General features: G+C 65.0%; 12 protein-coding genes and 1 tRNA gene. 4 read left to right on the top strand and 9 right to left on the bottom strand.

Going from position 1 to position 13,173, the window contains the following annotated elements; all coding sequences use genetic code 11:
* The first annotated feature begins 15 nt into the window (after positions 1 to 15).
* Positions 16 to 92: transfer RNA gene (locus tag BMY25_RS04225), tRNA-Asp, on the top strand.
* A gap of 768 nt (positions 93 to 860) precedes the next feature.
* On the opposite strand, the gene BMY25_RS04220 is transcribed toward BMY25_RS04225, so the two are convergent.
* The gene (locus BMY25_RS04220; RefSeq protein WP_092495365.1) at positions 861 to 1,514 is read right to left on the bottom strand and encodes a sulfotransferase family 2 domain-containing protein; all 654 of its coding nucleotides are present in this window, start codon (positions 1,512 to 1,514) and stop codon (positions 861 to 863) included.
* A 295-nt stretch (positions 1,515 to 1,809) separates the two neighbouring features.
* Here BMY25_RS04220 and BMY25_RS04215 point away from each other — a divergent pair, with 295 nt between their 5' ends.
* Positions 1,810 to 2,352, top strand: coding sequence for a 2-amino-4-hydroxy-6-hydroxymethyldihydropteridine diphosphokinase (locus BMY25_RS04215; RefSeq protein ID WP_177176698.1), 543 nt, complete (start codon positions 1,810 to 1,812; stop codon positions 2,350 to 2,352).
* Here the strand turns inward: BMY25_RS04215 and BMY25_RS04210 are convergent.
* From BMY25_RS04210 to BMY25_RS04200, 3 genes are read right to left on the bottom strand one after another with little or no spacing between them, the layout of a single operon-like run.
* On the bottom strand, positions 2,236 to 2,967 hold the full coding sequence (locus BMY25_RS04210) for an SDR family NAD(P)-dependent oxidoreductase (RefSeq protein ID WP_092495363.1): 732 nt from the start codon (positions 2,965 to 2,967) through the stop codon (positions 2,236 to 2,238). The genes BMY25_RS04215 and BMY25_RS04210 overlap by 117 nt on opposite strands.
* 51 nt (positions 2,968 to 3,018) lie before the next feature.
* The gene (locus BMY25_RS04205) at positions 3,019 to 5,382 is read right to left on the bottom strand and encodes a putative bifunctional diguanylate cyclase/phosphodiesterase (RefSeq protein ID WP_092495362.1); all 2,364 of its coding nucleotides are present in this window, start codon (positions 5,380 to 5,382) and stop codon (positions 3,019 to 3,021) included.
* Between the two features lie 48 nt (positions 5,383 to 5,430).
* Positions 5,431 to 5,982, bottom strand: a complete 552-nt coding sequence (locus BMY25_RS04200) for a putative pterin-binding protein (RefSeq protein ID WP_238858152.1) — start codon at positions 5,980 to 5,982, stop codon at positions 5,431 to 5,433.
* A 300-nt stretch (positions 5,983 to 6,282) separates the two neighbouring features.
* Between BMY25_RS04200 and folE the strand changes: the two genes are divergently transcribed.
* Both folE and BMY25_RS04190 read left to right on the top strand, forming a co-directional pair.
* On the top strand, positions 6,283 to 6,861 hold the full coding sequence (gene folE, locus BMY25_RS04195; protein WP_177176697.1) for a GTP cyclohydrolase I: 579 nt from the start codon (positions 6,283 to 6,285) through the stop codon (positions 6,859 to 6,861).
* A gap of 148 nt (positions 6,862 to 7,009) precedes the next feature.
* The gene (locus tag BMY25_RS04190; protein WP_092495360.1) at positions 7,010 to 8,248 is read left to right on the top strand and encodes an ROK family protein; all 1,239 of its coding nucleotides are present in this window, start codon (positions 7,010 to 7,012) and stop codon (positions 8,246 to 8,248) included.
* Between the two features lie 63 nt (positions 8,249 to 8,311).
* Here BMY25_RS04190 and BMY25_RS04185 read toward each other — a convergent pair whose 3' ends face one another.
* The 5 genes from BMY25_RS04185 to BMY25_RS04165 all read right to left on the bottom strand — a co-directional run bounded on the left by BMY25_RS04185 (position 8,312) and on the right by BMY25_RS04165 (position 13,060).
* Positions 8,312 to 9,316 carry an SIS domain-containing protein gene (locus tag BMY25_RS04185; protein WP_092495359.1) on the bottom strand — a complete coding sequence of 335 codons (1,005 nt, stop codon included), beginning with the start codon at positions 9,314 to 9,316 and terminating at the stop codon, positions 8,312 to 8,314.
* Between the two features lie 34 nt (positions 9,317 to 9,350).
* Entirely contained in the window at positions 9,351 to 10,241 is an 891-nt protein-coding gene (locus BMY25_RS04180; protein WP_238858151.1) for an ABC transporter substrate-binding protein, read from the bottom strand.
* 67 nt (positions 10,242 to 10,308) lie between these two features.
* A complete protein-coding gene (locus BMY25_RS04175) occupies positions 10,309 to 11,061 on the bottom strand; it encodes an amino acid ABC transporter ATP-binding protein (RefSeq protein WP_092495608.1) in 753 nt (250 codons plus the stop codon).
* Positions 11,062 to 11,132: 71 nt separating this feature from the next.
* Positions 11,133 to 12,062 carry an amino acid ABC transporter permease gene (locus BMY25_RS04170; RefSeq protein WP_092495358.1) on the bottom strand — a complete coding sequence of 310 codons (930 nt, stop codon included), beginning with the start codon at positions 12,060 to 12,062 and terminating at the stop codon, positions 11,133 to 11,135.
* Positions 12,059 to 13,060: a BadF/BadG/BcrA/BcrD ATPase family protein gene (locus tag BMY25_RS04165; protein WP_238858170.1), complete on the bottom strand. Its 1,002-nt coding sequence runs from the start codon at positions 13,058 to 13,060 to the stop codon at positions 12,059 to 12,061. Before BMY25_RS04165 ends, BMY25_RS04170 begins: the two co-directional genes overlap by 4 nt.
* Positions 13,061 to 13,173: the final 113 nt, after the last annotated feature.

The raw sequence follows: 13,173 nt of genomic DNA, 5'->3' as shown, positions 1-13,173 counted from the left end.
GCTTCGGATCGCTGCGGGGGTGTAGCTCAGTTGGTTAGAGTGCCGGCCTGTCACGCCGGAGGTCGCGGGTTCGAGCCCCGTCACTCCCGCCACTCCATCTCTTGATGGAGTGGCTTTTCGGAAGTCGCTGCGCGTTTGCGTCGTGCGCGACTACGTCTCTACGAGACGAAACATTCGATCTCCTTTCTCTTTAAATTCTGCTTCGGTCGGTATCTGCTTACCGGTTCCGATCGTCATGTGTCGGCCACGCCGTCTCCGAAGGCGGGTGTTCCACGAACGCGCCTGTCTCGTTAGTGAAGACGTTGACTTGGACGTGTGCCTGTTTCCCGACCGGCCGGACGACCAAGCTCGCAGGACAGGTTTTCGGCCGAAAGATCGGCACAGCTCGAACCTTCGACCGCCTCCTCGCCTTAAGGCAATGCTGCTTGCAAGAGGGCTGTGGCTGGCGCGGGTAGGGGCGGTGACTGACGAGTGATCGACAGGATCCGAAGGGATATTCCTGAAGAATCGGGAGGGGAAAGCTTCTTTCTCCGACGGCGGAGCGTCTCCGCTCGTGCGTGGACGGGCTGGCACTCGAGGTAATCTGCGAAGATCTGGTGCGAAGGGTCCGGGGACGTCTTCTCCAGCCGCGTTATCCGTGCCGGCCAAGCACGATATCCCGGAGCGGCAACTTGGGATGAACGGCGTCGCTGCAGGGATCGAGGCCGAAGGGTCGGCGGAAAGGTCAGGGTATTCGGCTGTCGCCAGGGCAGGGCTACGCGTTCTTCAAGTCCGCTGGGGCAGAGGAAACCACGAAGCGGCTGCCGCTTTTCGCCGACCCGACCCGGGGAGATCACTCCTGACCTCTCGCACGGTGCGGCCTAGTGCCGGCAATATCTGTCACCGAGCAGGGCGTAATCGATGTCGTAATAGCGGCGCAGCCTGCGTCGGCTCTCATCGGAAACGGTGTCGAGCGGGACCTGCGGCCCGTCATTGCGCAATTTGCCGAGTGCCACCGGTCTGCCCGAGCGTTCGGAAAGGAAATCGGCCAGTTCCGGGAGTTCGTGCATCTGGAATAGCCGGTCGAAGAACGCGAGATCCGGCCCGAGATAGACGCGCTGATGGCGCGTGTGATGCGCCATCACGGGCATCTTCCGGTAATAGTCGAGAAGCGAAATGAAGGTGTTGATGTCGGGCGACCGCGGAAGCCAGTCGGGCAGGTTGTACCGGGTGTAATCAGCCGTTTCGAGCTCGCGGTAGAAGAGCACGCGGTTCTTGTAGGCGGAAACGACCCGCTCGAGAGGATCGCGAACCACGGCAAACCTGGTGAGCCCCGCCACCGGCCCCTGGGCGATTTGCTCGAACGGCAGGGCCGGACAGGTCATGAACAGGGCGGAGAGCCTGCCGTCGGGAAGGGATTCCGGCTTGAAGCCCCTGCCGTTCTCCAGTTCGAACATCGCGTACCGCACGCTGGTGCCGGCATTCTTCGGGATCGGGAAGAAGGCCATTCCGAGCCGCTCGGAGATCATCGGCATGGGGTGGTGCCTCCGCCTGTGGAACCAATGACATGGGACTACAACGTCCGGCCAGCAGGTTATCGGGCATGCTGCCAGCGCATCCGGCTGAGCCGCATCCCTCTTTGGGCGGGGATGGAAGCCATCGCGTATGTTCTTCGCTTGGCCTCGCACGCCGTCCTGAGCTTTGCTCCTCCCTGAACAACCGGACGATTCGCCGGCAGTTCAGGGAGGAGCCGCGCGAAAGTCGCGGCGGCAGAGACGGTCCGACGTGATGAGTGACACAAGCGAGTGGAATGATTGCCGTGGCGGCTACGTGCTCGGCATCGGCAGCAACATCGATCCGGAAGCGAATTCCATTCGCATCCTGGCGCGGCTGATCGAAAAATTCGGCCCCGTATTGGTGAGCCGGCTTTACTACACCACGCCGAGCGGCATGGTCTCTGACCGCCGCTTCGTCAACTTCTGCGCGGTGATCCGCACCGAGCTTGCGCCGGAGGCGTGCAAGAGCGTCTGTGTCGCGATCGAAGCGGCGCTGGGGCGCGACCGCAGCGCGCCGGACTGCAAGGTCTCCGACCGGCCGGCCGATATCGATCTGCTGCTGCGCCTGCCGTCGCGGAATCCGGACCCACGGGATGTCGCCGGAGCAGATTATCTGTTGCAGCCGACCCGCGAGTTGCTGGCCCTTCTGAAAGGTGACGACGTTCCCGCAGCGGGCGAGAGGCTCTGCCTGCTGCGGAAACTACCCGACGCGCCGGCCACCATCGACCGCGATGATCGCGGCTGTCTGGTAGTGGTTGGCGAGGATCGCCTCGGCGGCGAGCGCGATGGCCTCCACGCCGCCTTCCGTGCCGAGTAGCGTCTCCGCCAGCACCTTCGCCCGGATGGCCTCCCCGTGCCATTCCTTGAAGAGGATCGGCCCGGGCTGGATCACGTTGACCTTCACCTTGGGCGCCAGCTTTTTGGCGAAGGACAGCGAGAGGTTCTGCAGCGCCGCCTTGCTCGCGCAATAGACGTCGAAGACCGGGTTGGGATTGTCGGCGTAGATGTCGGTGATGTGGATGATGTCGGCATGCGGGCGCGTGGTGGCGAGCAGCCGTGGCGCGAGCTCCGAATTCAGGATGAAGGGCGCCCGCACGTGGATGGCGAACATCCGATCCATCTGCGCCAGCGCCGCCTCGAGATCCGGTGACGTGATCTCGAAGGCTGAGGCGTTGTGAATGATGGCGCGCAGGCTTGGGGCAGCCGCCGATATCCGGGCCGCCAGCGTCCGGACGTCGCTCTCCTTCGTCAGGTCCGCCTGAAGGCAAAGCGCGCCGTCCCGCTCCAGGGCGCGGGTCTCGTCGGTCTCCGTGTGGAAATGCGCGATCACGGGATGGCCCGCGGCCAGCAGCCGCCTGGCCAGATGCAGGCCCACGCGGCGACCCGCTCCCGTGATCAGAATGGCGTCGGCGAGATCGTGCGCGATGGTCAAGAAAGCGGTCCTGCGATGGAGGGGAAGGCGTTTTAGTCCGGCAGCCGCGGGTCAGGCCGCGTCGTCGAGCGGTGGGCGCGGCGCCGCCAGCATTTCCTGCACGGAGTGAAGCGGCTGCGGACGTCCGAAAAGGTATCCCTGCGCGAAGTCGCAGCCGAGCTTGCGGAGCTCGGTGACCTGCTCCGGCAATTCCACGCCTTCGGCCGTCGTCGTCATGCCGAGACTATGGCCGAGGCTGATGATGGAATCCACGATGGCGCGGCAATCGTTCCGCAGCATGAGATCGCGGATGAACGACTGGTCGATCTTGATCTGGTCGAAGGGGAAGCTGCGCAGATAGCTGAGCGACGAGTAGCCCGTGCCGAAATCGTCCATGGCGATGGAGATGCCCAGCTGGCGCAGTTCGTGCAGCGTGGCAAGCGTCGCCTCGTTGTTCTGCAGAAGGACGGATTCGGTGATCTCGACGCCCAGCCGGGAGGAAGGCAGGCCGGATTCTTCCAAGGCCCGCTTCACCGTTCGCACCAGGTTCTGGTCCACGAACTGAATGGGGGAGAGATTGACCTTCACCCGCGCCGGAATAGGCCAGCTCACCGCTTCGCGGCAGGCCTGCTGCAGCACCCATTCGCCGAGCTGGATGATGAGGCCGATCTCTTCGGCCACGCGGATGAACTCGCCCGGCGGCACCATGCCCCGCTCGGGATGATGCCAGCGCAAAAGCGCTTCGCACTCACTGATCTGATTGCTCGCGAGATCGACCAGCGGCTGGTAATGCAGGGCGAACTCGCCGGCTTTCAGTGCCTGGATGAGATCCTGCTCCAGATGCCGGCGCGACTGAAGCTGCGCGTCCATCTCCTGTTCGAAGAAGCGGTGGCCGGTGCGGCCGTCTCCCTTGACCCGGTAGAGTGCGATATCGGCGTTGCGCAGCAACTGGTCGGCGTGGCGGCCATCCGTGGGCGCGATCGCGATGCCGATGCTCGTGCTGACCAGGATCTGGTGGCCTTCCAGCAGGTAGGGCGCGTCCAGCACCTCGACGATCCTTCGCGCCAAGGCATCGGAGCTCCGGGGCTGGTCGGCATCGAGCTGCAGGATCGCGAATTCGTCGCCGCCCAGACGCGCCACGACGTCAGTCTCCCGGACAGTGTCCTGCAGCCGCTTGGCCACGGCCTGAAGCAGCGCGTCGCCGACGCCGTGGCCGAGCGTGTCGTTGATGATCTTGAAGCGGTTCAGGTCCAGGCACAGGATGGCGAAAGGCTGGTTGTAGCGCTGGAGACGCGACAGTCCTTCCTCCATCTTCTGCCGCAGGAGAAGCCGGTTCGGCAGATCGGTCAGCCCGTCATGGTGCGCCATGTGATGGATGCGATCTTCGGCGCGCCGACGCTCCGTGACATCCTGATACGTGGCGACCCAGCCGCCATCGGCCATCGGCCGGTGCGAGATCGCGATGGTGCGTCCGTCGGAAAGGTTTTCCGAATAGCTGTCGAGCGGCTTGGCGCGGAACAGGAAGAGCTGCCGTCGCAGGATCTCCGACAGAACCGACCCGCCCGCGCTCTGGCCCAGCGAGCTTCTTTCCGCCAGTTCCATGATCGACGTGCCGGGGCGCAGCGCGTTCGGGTCCAGCCCGAACAGCTCGACGTAGCGATTGTTGCAGACGATCAGCCGATTCTCCGCATCCACCATGCAGAGGGCCTGGATCATGTTGTTCAGCGCGGCGTCGAACCGCGCGTTCTGCGTGCGGAGGGCTGCGTTGGTCGAGGTGAGCTCGTCCGAGGTGGCCTGAAGATCGGTCGTCAGGGCTTGCAGCGCCCGCTGCGCTTGCTGGAGCGACTTGTTCTGCCAGAGCAGCAGGCCGATCAGCGCCATGCCGCAGAAGATCAGCCCGATGGAAATCGCCGAAAACGTCCAGTGCAGCCGCAGGAGCTGGTCGCGGTCGGTGCTGATGCGCGCGGCATCCCATTCATTGGCCAGAGCCGCAAGACGCGCGATCTCCGAATCCATGGGTGTCAGGATGCTCAGGAGCGCGTCGAGATCGGTGCCGGGCCCGATGCCGGCGATCAGCGGTCGGGCCGCTTCAACGGTCCGGCGAAAGTCGGCCATCACCTTTTGTGCGTAAGGCGACGAGGCGATGAACTCCCGGAGATCGCCGCCCTGCAGCACGCCGAAGCGGTTGACTATGATGTCGAAGCGAAGCTGCACTTCCTCCGGTTCGGCGTTGCCGCGTCCGAAGGCGCTGATCCGCTGCTCCAGCCGCGCGAACTCGGAAGTCGCCTGGCTCGTCGGCCAGACCACGCTGTAGCGGGAAGCCTGGCTCAGCACCTTCTGTCGCTCCAGGACGAGCGCGGAAATGTAGATCGCGGCCATGACGAAGACCACGATCACCGCCACGAGAAGGACCTGGATCCGTTGCAGCCTGAACATTCAGGGGCCTCCGGGCCGGCTGGAAGCCGCGATGTGGATCATGTTCCTTTAGTGAACCACGAGCTTGCTGATCTGCCAGACCGCGCGTCCGTAATATTTCTGGTCCTGCAATTCGGGACGGCTGTCGAAGGGATACATCACGAAAAGCGGCCCCTTGTCGGAAACGGGCATGAAGTCGCCGTCCCGCTTCATCGCCAGGATCACCGGGTACTGCTCGATGTCGGACAGCGGGATATCGCTGGAATAATCGTTCAACGCGACGGCCGTAAGCGTCGTGCCATGCGCTCCCACCGAATCCAGCAGCTTCTTGAGCGGCACTCCCTCGAAGGTGGAGACGCGGGGATACCAGGGCGTCTTGGTCGTGATCTTTACGAGGCCGATCGCCTCCAATTGCTTGCGGCTGAAGCTTGCGCTCCCACCATCGGCCGTGATGTTGCCCGAGATCGTCAGGATCGGTTTGTCCATCGGCACGGCAGCGGTCGCGGGCGGGGAGGGATCGTTCTGGGCCAGCAGCGTCGCTGCCCGGGCGGGCATCTGCGTGCAGGACACGCAGAGCGCGATCAGGAGCATCGCATCGGGCACGCGCAGGTTGATCTTCATGCAATTTCCCAGCTTAAAACGAATCGTGCGACGGTGACAGGGTGCCTTCGGAAAATAAACGGTTCGTGAAGGTAAGACCTTCTTCTTTCACGAGAATATCCAAACGGCCCGATTTATCCCCGGGCAGTGCGGGCGTTGCCACCTATGGTTTCCAAATCCTTGACAAGGGATTCCACGCGGGATTACGACATGCCGTTTCAAGAAGAGTTGCAGATGAATCGGGATGTTGAAGGCGTTCAAGACGCCAGGCTTTGCAATGAATCGTTGAGTCCGACGCCTGATTCAGATGAGCGCGCGGCGATGACAAAGGCCGCGGCGCGAAAGATCGCCGAGCTGTTCGACATCCTGAAGATCGATTACCGCAACGACCATAATACGCGCGACACGCCGGAGCGTGTGTCGAAGATGTTCGTCTATGAAACCATGGCCGGACGCTACGACGAGCCTCCGGCTATCACCGAGTTCGACAATGCGACCCGGTTCGACCAGCTTATCGTAACGGGACCCATCGATCTGCGCTCCACCTGCGCGCACCACATGATGCCGATTTACGGCGAGGTGATGATCGGGATCCTGCCGGAGAAGGACGGCAAGATCATCGGCCTCTCCAAGTACGACCGTATCGTGGAATATTTCGGCTCCCGACTGCAGATCCAGGAAGAGCTGACGATGCAGATCGGCGACTATATCGAGAAGCTGACCAAGCCGCGCGGTCTCGCGGTTCGCATCAGTGCCGTGCATATGTGCAAGACGCATCGCGGCGTCCGGTCCAGCCACAAGGGGCGGATGGTGAGCACCTGCTATTTCGGCAGCTTGCGCGACGATGCCGAGATGCAGCGGCAGTTCCTGTCCGAATGCCAGACCCTGAGCTTCGGCTGAGCGACAGCCGCGCATCCAAGGCGCTGGATATCGTGAAGAGGGGGCGGAGCGCCAGCGTCACCGGCCCGACGCTTCTTCCGGCTTCTCCCTGTGGGGTTGAGGCTTCCGCGTCCTTGAGTCCGCTGCCGATTTCCCGTCTCGTGCAATCATGAAATCGAGATCCAGGAGCGTCCGCGCGCTCGCCGTCGGGGAAGTTCCCGAACTGACCGAAAGCGCCCGGGCGGTGTTCAAGACGCTCGCGACCTCCGGTCCCAATACCCGGCCGGTGATGGGCGAGTTGCTGTCCTTTTCCAAGCCGACCATGTCGGCGGCGGTGGGTGAGCTCGAGGCCTATGGCCTCGTCGCTTCCCACGGCATCTCCAAGGGCGCGAGCGGCCGCACGGCGGTGACGTATGGGCTGGGTCGGCAGGCCGGCCATGTCATCGGCATCGACGCCGGCACCACGCGCGTTCGCGCTATCGCGGCGACGCTGGACGGGCGGATCCTCACCGAGGTCGAACAGCCCCTGGACGGGCGCGACGCCGGCGGCATCGGCCTCGGTTCGCGGATGATCGACGAGATCGCCGACAGCCTTCAGCGCGGCTTGCCGGAGGCGGCCGGGCCGGTGAGGGCGGTCACGGTCGCGCTTCCCACCATCGTCTCCAGCGCGCCCGGCGCCGCCACCCGGCACGAGGCTCTGATGGCCGTGGCGAAGGCCTTGCCGCGGCGCTTCCATGCGCCGGTCCTGCTGGAAAACAACGTCAACTGTGCGGCTCTGGCGGAGAGGCATGTCGGAGCGGCGCGGGGGCGTCCGTTCTTCATCTATCTGCAGGTCGGCGTGAAGATCGGCCTTGGCATCGTCATGGACGGTCGGCTGCTTCGGGGTGTGGGCGGGGCCGCGGGCGAGGTGGGCCGCCTGCCGTTCCCGTGGAGCGCCGCCGAGGCGCCGCGCTACGAGGGGCTGGAGCATTACCTGGGGTCCACCGAGTTCGTCGCCCGCTGTGCCCGAGACTGGCCGGAAAGCGAAGGTCCGGCTCCCACCTCGCCGGAGGAGATCTTCGCCCGGGCGGTCAGCTCCCCGCATGCGAGGGGTTGCGTCGATCGTCACGCCGCCGATATCGGAAGGCTGGTTGCGGCCTGCGTCGGCATCCTCGATCCCGGCTTCGTGGTGCTCGGCGGCGGGGTCGGGCAGAACGCGATGCTGGTGGAAGGCGTGCGCAAGACGGTGGCGGAACTCACCTGGGCGACGGAGATCGCGATCAGCGAGCTGACCAGCCGCGGCACCGTTCTGGGGGCGTTGCAGCTCGCGGCGGACTTCAGCCTGGCGTCGCTGCTGGGCGAGGAGCGACATCCGGCGTTCGTGGTGTCCGATCCCGAGGACGTGGCTGGTGGAACGCACCTGCGCTGAAGGAACCCCCAAATGAAAACGGCCGGAGCATGCCCGGCCGTTCTTCTTTTCGGATGAGGCGGATCAGGTGTCGCGCTTGGTGTCCGTCTGGCGGTAGCGGAACTCGCATTTCGGCAGCCCCGCCGCCTCCGCGAGGTCGGCGCTGAGCAACTGGCCGGGAATGGAATGCAGGATCGCGTCGGTCAGGCCCGAGCCGGTCGAAGGCACGGGAATGACGACGAGGTTGTCCTTCTCCGCGACGTCCGCGCCGGTCACCAGCACGGTCGGAATGCCGAAGCCCGCCAGATCCTGCGCCAGCTTCACCTCGCGGCCATCACCGAAGAGGATCACGCCGGTACGGCTGTCGTTCGGCTCCATCGGGCCGTGCAGGAAGTTAAGCGTATCCCAGTTCTGCGCGGGCACGCGGGCGGCTTCGCGGATCATCAGCGAGATGTAACCGGCCGTGCCATAGGCGACACCCTGGCCGACGCAGTCGATCGAAATGCGATCCCCGAAAAGGGCAGCCGCACGCTCCACCGGAGCCTTGCAGCTTTCCAGAAGCTTCTCCGCGTATTCCGGCAGCGCTTCCCAGCGCGCGCCGCCCGGCTTGCCGACCCGGTCCGCGAGAAGGCCGACCGCCTGCAACGAACCGACATAGCTCGTCGCGTTCGGTCCGCTGTCGACGCCGCTGGCGGTTCCGATCACCGTACGGGCGATCCGGCCGAGCGGGCTGTCGGCCGTGGTCGCGATGCCGAAGGTCGCGGCATGCGGGCGGAGCTCCAGCACCTTCGCCGGCTCGACGCTCCGCCCGGAGGCAGAGAGGGCGATGTAGGAATCGGCGAGGTCGATCGCGGGGTCGTAAAGCTCCGTTCCCGGCATGGCAAAGGCACGAAGCCCCTGCGTGCGCATCTGGGCGGCGCCGGCATAAGCGGCATAGAGGCTTGCGCCGATGCCGACCAGCGCCACCGAGCCGGTCTTCAGCGGAGCGAGGTCCGCTCCGTCCAATGCAACGGATACGGCCTTGCGGCTCGCCTCCAGCGCTTGCGGCTGCAGGGCGATCGCCTCGCGATATGTGACTCTGTCTTCCATTCGTCTCTCTTCCTCCGGGAGGTGCGCCAGTGGCTTAGTCGAGCTTCATGTAATCGGCCCACCGGGCCGCATCGTTGAGCGTGATGGTCTTCACCTCGTTCTGGGTCAGCCCGTACTTGGCGAAGATCTTGCTGTAGGTGCCGTCGTCGATCATGGTCTGCAGCGTCGCCTGGATGGCGTCGCGCAGCTCCGGGTTCTTCTTGCTGACGAGGATACCCTGGTAACCGACGGCGTATTTCGAGGCCGAGACGAGCTCCAGCTGCTTGCCAGCCGTCGGCTGGTGAGCCAGCGCATAGGCCGCGACGCCCACCGTATCCATGGACAGATCGGCGCGGCCGCTCTTGATCGCCGCTTCCGCCTGGTCGCTGGAGGGGAACTGCATCACCGTCAGCGGCTTGTCGGCGGGGCAGAGGCCCTTCTGCTTGTCGAGGAGCTGCAGGGGGATGGAGCCCTGGACGGCAGCCGCGCGAAGGCCGCAGCTATCGCTGAGCTTCTCGATGCCGTGCGGGTTGCCCTTCAGCACGATGATGCCCGTGCCTTCCAGCGTGTAGTCCAGGACGTCGAGGATCTTCTCGCGCTCGCTGAAGTCGCCGAAGGCGGAAATGCCGACATCGAAGCGCTCGGCCTGAATCGCCGGGATGATGCTGGCGAACTGGGCGGGATAAGAGACGAACTTGACGCCGAGACGCTCGGACATCCCCTTCATCAGGTCCTGTTCGAGGCCCATCAGCGTCTTGTTGTCGGTGTCGTAATAGTCATAGGGCGGCTGGTGCGGGTCGGTGCCGACCTTGATTTCCGTCGCCTTCTGAAACTTCTCCGGCAACATGCCGCGAAGCTTCTGGTCGACTCCGGCGGCCTGCGCCGAGCAGGCGCCCGCGAAAAGAAAAACCGCGGCTGCGGCAAGCAGAACCTTCTTCGCCTTCATGTTCTTTCCCCTCTTTCGGCAGGATCGTCCTGCGGTTTTTCCGACGGGTGTGCCCGGTGTTCCGGGGTTAGCGCACGCGTCGGAGAAAGGTCCTCGTGCGTTCGTGGCGGGGGCGATCCAGCACCTCCGCGGGCGGTCCTTCCTCCACGACCACGCCGCCATCCATGAAGATCACGCGGTCGGCGACTTCCCGGGCGAAACCCATCTCGTGGGTGACGACGATCATCGTCATCCCCTCGTTGGCGAGCCGCTTCATCACCGCCAGAACCTCGCCCACGAGCTCGGGATCGAGCGCCGAGGTCGGCTCGTCGAAGAGCATCAGCTTGGGGTTCATCGCCAGCGCCCGGGCGATCGCGACGCGCTGCTGCTGGCCGCCCGAAAGCTGCTGCGGATAGGCGTCGGCCTTCTGGCGAAGGTCCACCATATCGAGCAGGGCATGGGCACGCCGCACGGCGCCCTCGCGCTTTTCGCCCCGGATCAGCATCGGCGCCTGGATGATGTTGCCGAGCACGGTCAGATGCGGAAACAGGTTGAAGCGCTGGAAGACCATGCCGATTTCGCGCCGCTGCAGCGCGAGCTGGGGCTTCTTCATCTCGTGAAGCCGGCCGTTCTTCTCGCGGTAGCCGATCAGCTCGCCATCGACGAGGATGCGCCCGGCTGAGAGCTTCTCCAGATGGTTGATGCAGCGCAGGAACGTCGACTTGCCGCTGCCGGAAGGGCCGAGAATGCAGGCGACTTCGCCGCGGCTCACCGTCATGTCGATCCCGGAGAGCACTTCCAGGCTGCCGAAGGTCTTGCGGACGCCGTGCGCCTCGACCATCGGCCTGTCGCTGCCCGGAAACGTGCTGGGCCCGAGCGACGCGGGGGATTGCAGGTTGAGGATGTCGCTCATCAGCCCTTGCTCCCCACGGCGCTCATCAGGTTGCGCATCAGCCGCATGACCAAGGGCGGCTCGGAGACAGACTGGCCGAGGCGCCGCTCCAGCCATGACTGCAGGAGCGAGGCAACCGTCGTCATCACGAGGTACCAGATGCTCGCGACCAGCAGGAGTTCGATGATCAGGAAGTTGGTGGCGTAGATGTTCTGCACGCGGGTGAGCAGGTCCTGCGCCGCCACGACCGAGACGAGGGAGGTCGTCTTCAGCATCGAGATCGTCTGGTTGCCGACAGGCGGCACGATCACCCGGAGGGCCTGCGGCAGCACGATCCGCGTCAGCGTCTGGAACGGCGTATATCCCAGCGCCGTCGCCGCTTCCGCCTGTCCCTTGTCCACCGCAAGCAGGCCGCCGCGAACGATTTCAGCCATATAGGCGGCTTCGTTCAGACTGAGGGCGAGAAGGGCGGCGGTAAAGGCGGAGATCAGCGTGTTTGTCTCGACGTGGAAGGAGCCGATGCCGAGGCTTGGGATAAAGAGCTGGATGTTGAACCAGAAGATGATCTGGACCAGCAGCGGCGTGCCCCGGAAGAACCAGATGTAAAGGTGGGAGAAGCCCGACAGGACCGGGTTGTGCGCCATGCGCAGGGTGGCAAGCACGACACCGGCCACGGTGCTGATCAGCATGGACAGCACGGTGAAGACGAGCGTCAGGCGAATGCCGTCCAGGATCGTGGGGTCGAAGAGGTATCGCGGGATCGCGCTCCATTGGACGTTCTTGCTGCTGGCGATCAGCCCGACGAAGCCGAGCACGAAGACCAGCAGGACCACTGCCGCGATCCACTGGCCCCAGTAGCGGGCGGGAACGACCCTGGGTGCCGGCGCGTGGGCCGAAGCCGGGGAAGCCGGCGGTGCCGAATGCGCCGACGTTGCTGTATCCGCGATCATCCGTTCCTCCTGTCCGTTGCCGGGATTGCGTGTTCGATCGCCGCCTGCCGTGCGGTTCCGCCAACGCGCGCGGAGAGCTTGCCGGCGGTCGGGGACGGCAGGTTCGGGATCGTTTCGCCGCGCAGGAGGCGGGTTGCGAGGGAAAGCGCTCCCTCCACCGGCGGCGCGGTCAGGAGCGTCACTGTCCAGTCGGGGTGAACCCGTTCCACGGCCTGCCGGAACGCTTCCATCAGGCCCGGCTGGCGGGCGATGACGCCCCCGCCTGCAACAACATGGCCGCCGACCGCGCCGCGTCCGATCAGCCGGTCGACCAGCAAGGCGAGCGCCTCGCCCCCATCGCGGATCACGGAGGCTGCGAGACCGGAGCCCTGCTGGGCGGCGGCGAAAACCGCGTGCACGTGCCGGCCGACCTTGCTGGCGCTGCCTTCGTTCATGATGGCGCGGCCGATCGTCAGCGGATCCGTGATGCCGAGGGAGGCGAGAAGGGCGCTCCCCAGAGGATCGGACGTTTCGCCCTTGTCCATCGCCGAGCGGAGAGCCTTCGCCGCATCGCGCACGAGACCGCTGGCGCTCCCTTCGTCGCCGAGGAACCAGCCCCAGCCGCCGGCGCTCATCATGGTCGCGTCCGGTCGCCGGGCGACGGCGATGGAGCCGGTCCCGGCGATGACGGAAATGCCCGCTTCGACGCCGGCCGCGGGAAGCAGGAGTTCGGAATCGTTGAGGACCAGCACGCTCGCCGCCGTGTGCTCGGCAAGGTGAGCCTGGAATGCCTCGCAATCTTCCGCGCTGTCGCAGCCATGAGCGCCGACGACGATCATCGCGGGATCGACCCCGCCCACGAAGTCGCGCGTGACCCGGATCAGCACGTGGGCGTCGGTCTGCGGAACGCGGATGCGCCAATCGTCCGTCGCAACCCGGTAAGCACCGAGGGAGGCCCCGGCATTCGCCGCGGCGAACTCCGTCTTCGTTCCGCCTATGTCGATTCCGACTGCAATCATGCCTGCCAAGCGCATCACCCGATCTACGGTTAGGAAGCTTAACTAACCGATGATGATGCGCAAGCGGGAATTCTGGTCAGCAACCGCCCAAGCGATGGGCGGCCGCTGTTCCG

Source organism: Faunimonas pinastri (assembly GCF_900110915.1).
In the GTDB taxonomy this organism is placed as follows: Bacteria; Pseudomonadota; Alphaproteobacteria; order Rhizobiales; family Afifellaceae; genus Faunimonas; species Faunimonas pinastri.
The sequence above is the reverse complement of the archived record's forward strand: the minus strand, read 5'-3'. Positions and strand labels throughout refer to the sequence as shown.

Bases quoted from the DNA above. Each gene is read 5' to 3' on its own strand.
- BMY25_RS04220 (WP_092495365.1), bottom strand. From the start codon at position 1,514: ATGCCGATGATCTCCGAGCGGCTCGGAATGGCCTTCTTCCCGATCCCG.
- BMY25_RS04205 (WP_092495362.1), bottom strand. From the start codon at position 5,382: ATGTTCAGGCTGCAACGGATCCAGGTCCTTCTCGTGGCGGTGATCGTG.
- BMY25_RS04200 (WP_238858152.1), bottom strand. From the start codon at position 5,982: ATGAAGATCAACCTGCGCGTGCCCGATGCGATGCTCCTGATCGCGCTC.
- folE (WP_177176697.1), top strand. From the start codon at position 6,283: ATGACAAAGGCCGCGGCGCGAAAGATCGCCGAGCTGTTCGACATCCTG.
- BMY25_RS04190 (WP_092495360.1), top strand. From the start codon at position 7,010: ATGAAATCGAGATCCAGGAGCGTCCGCGCGCTCGCCGTCGGGGAAGTT.
- BMY25_RS04185 (WP_092495359.1), bottom strand. From the start codon at position 9,316: ATGGAAGACAGAGTCACATATCGCGAGGCGATCGCCCTGCAGCCGCAA.
- BMY25_RS04180 (WP_238858151.1), bottom strand. From the start codon at position 10,241: ATGAAGGCGAAGAAGGTTCTGCTTGCCGCAGCCGCGGTTTTTCTTTTC.
- BMY25_RS04175 (WP_092495608.1), bottom strand. From the start codon at position 11,061: ATGGTCGAGGCGCACGGCGTCCGCAAGACCTTCGGCAGCCTGGAAGTG.
- BMY25_RS04170 (WP_092495358.1), bottom strand. From the start codon at position 12,062: ATGATCGCGGATACAGCAACGTCGGCGCATTCGGCACCGCCGGCTTCC.
- BMY25_RS04165 (WP_238858170.1), bottom strand. From the start codon at position 13,060: ATGATTGCAGTCGGAATCGACATAGGCGGAACGAAGACGGAGTTCGCC.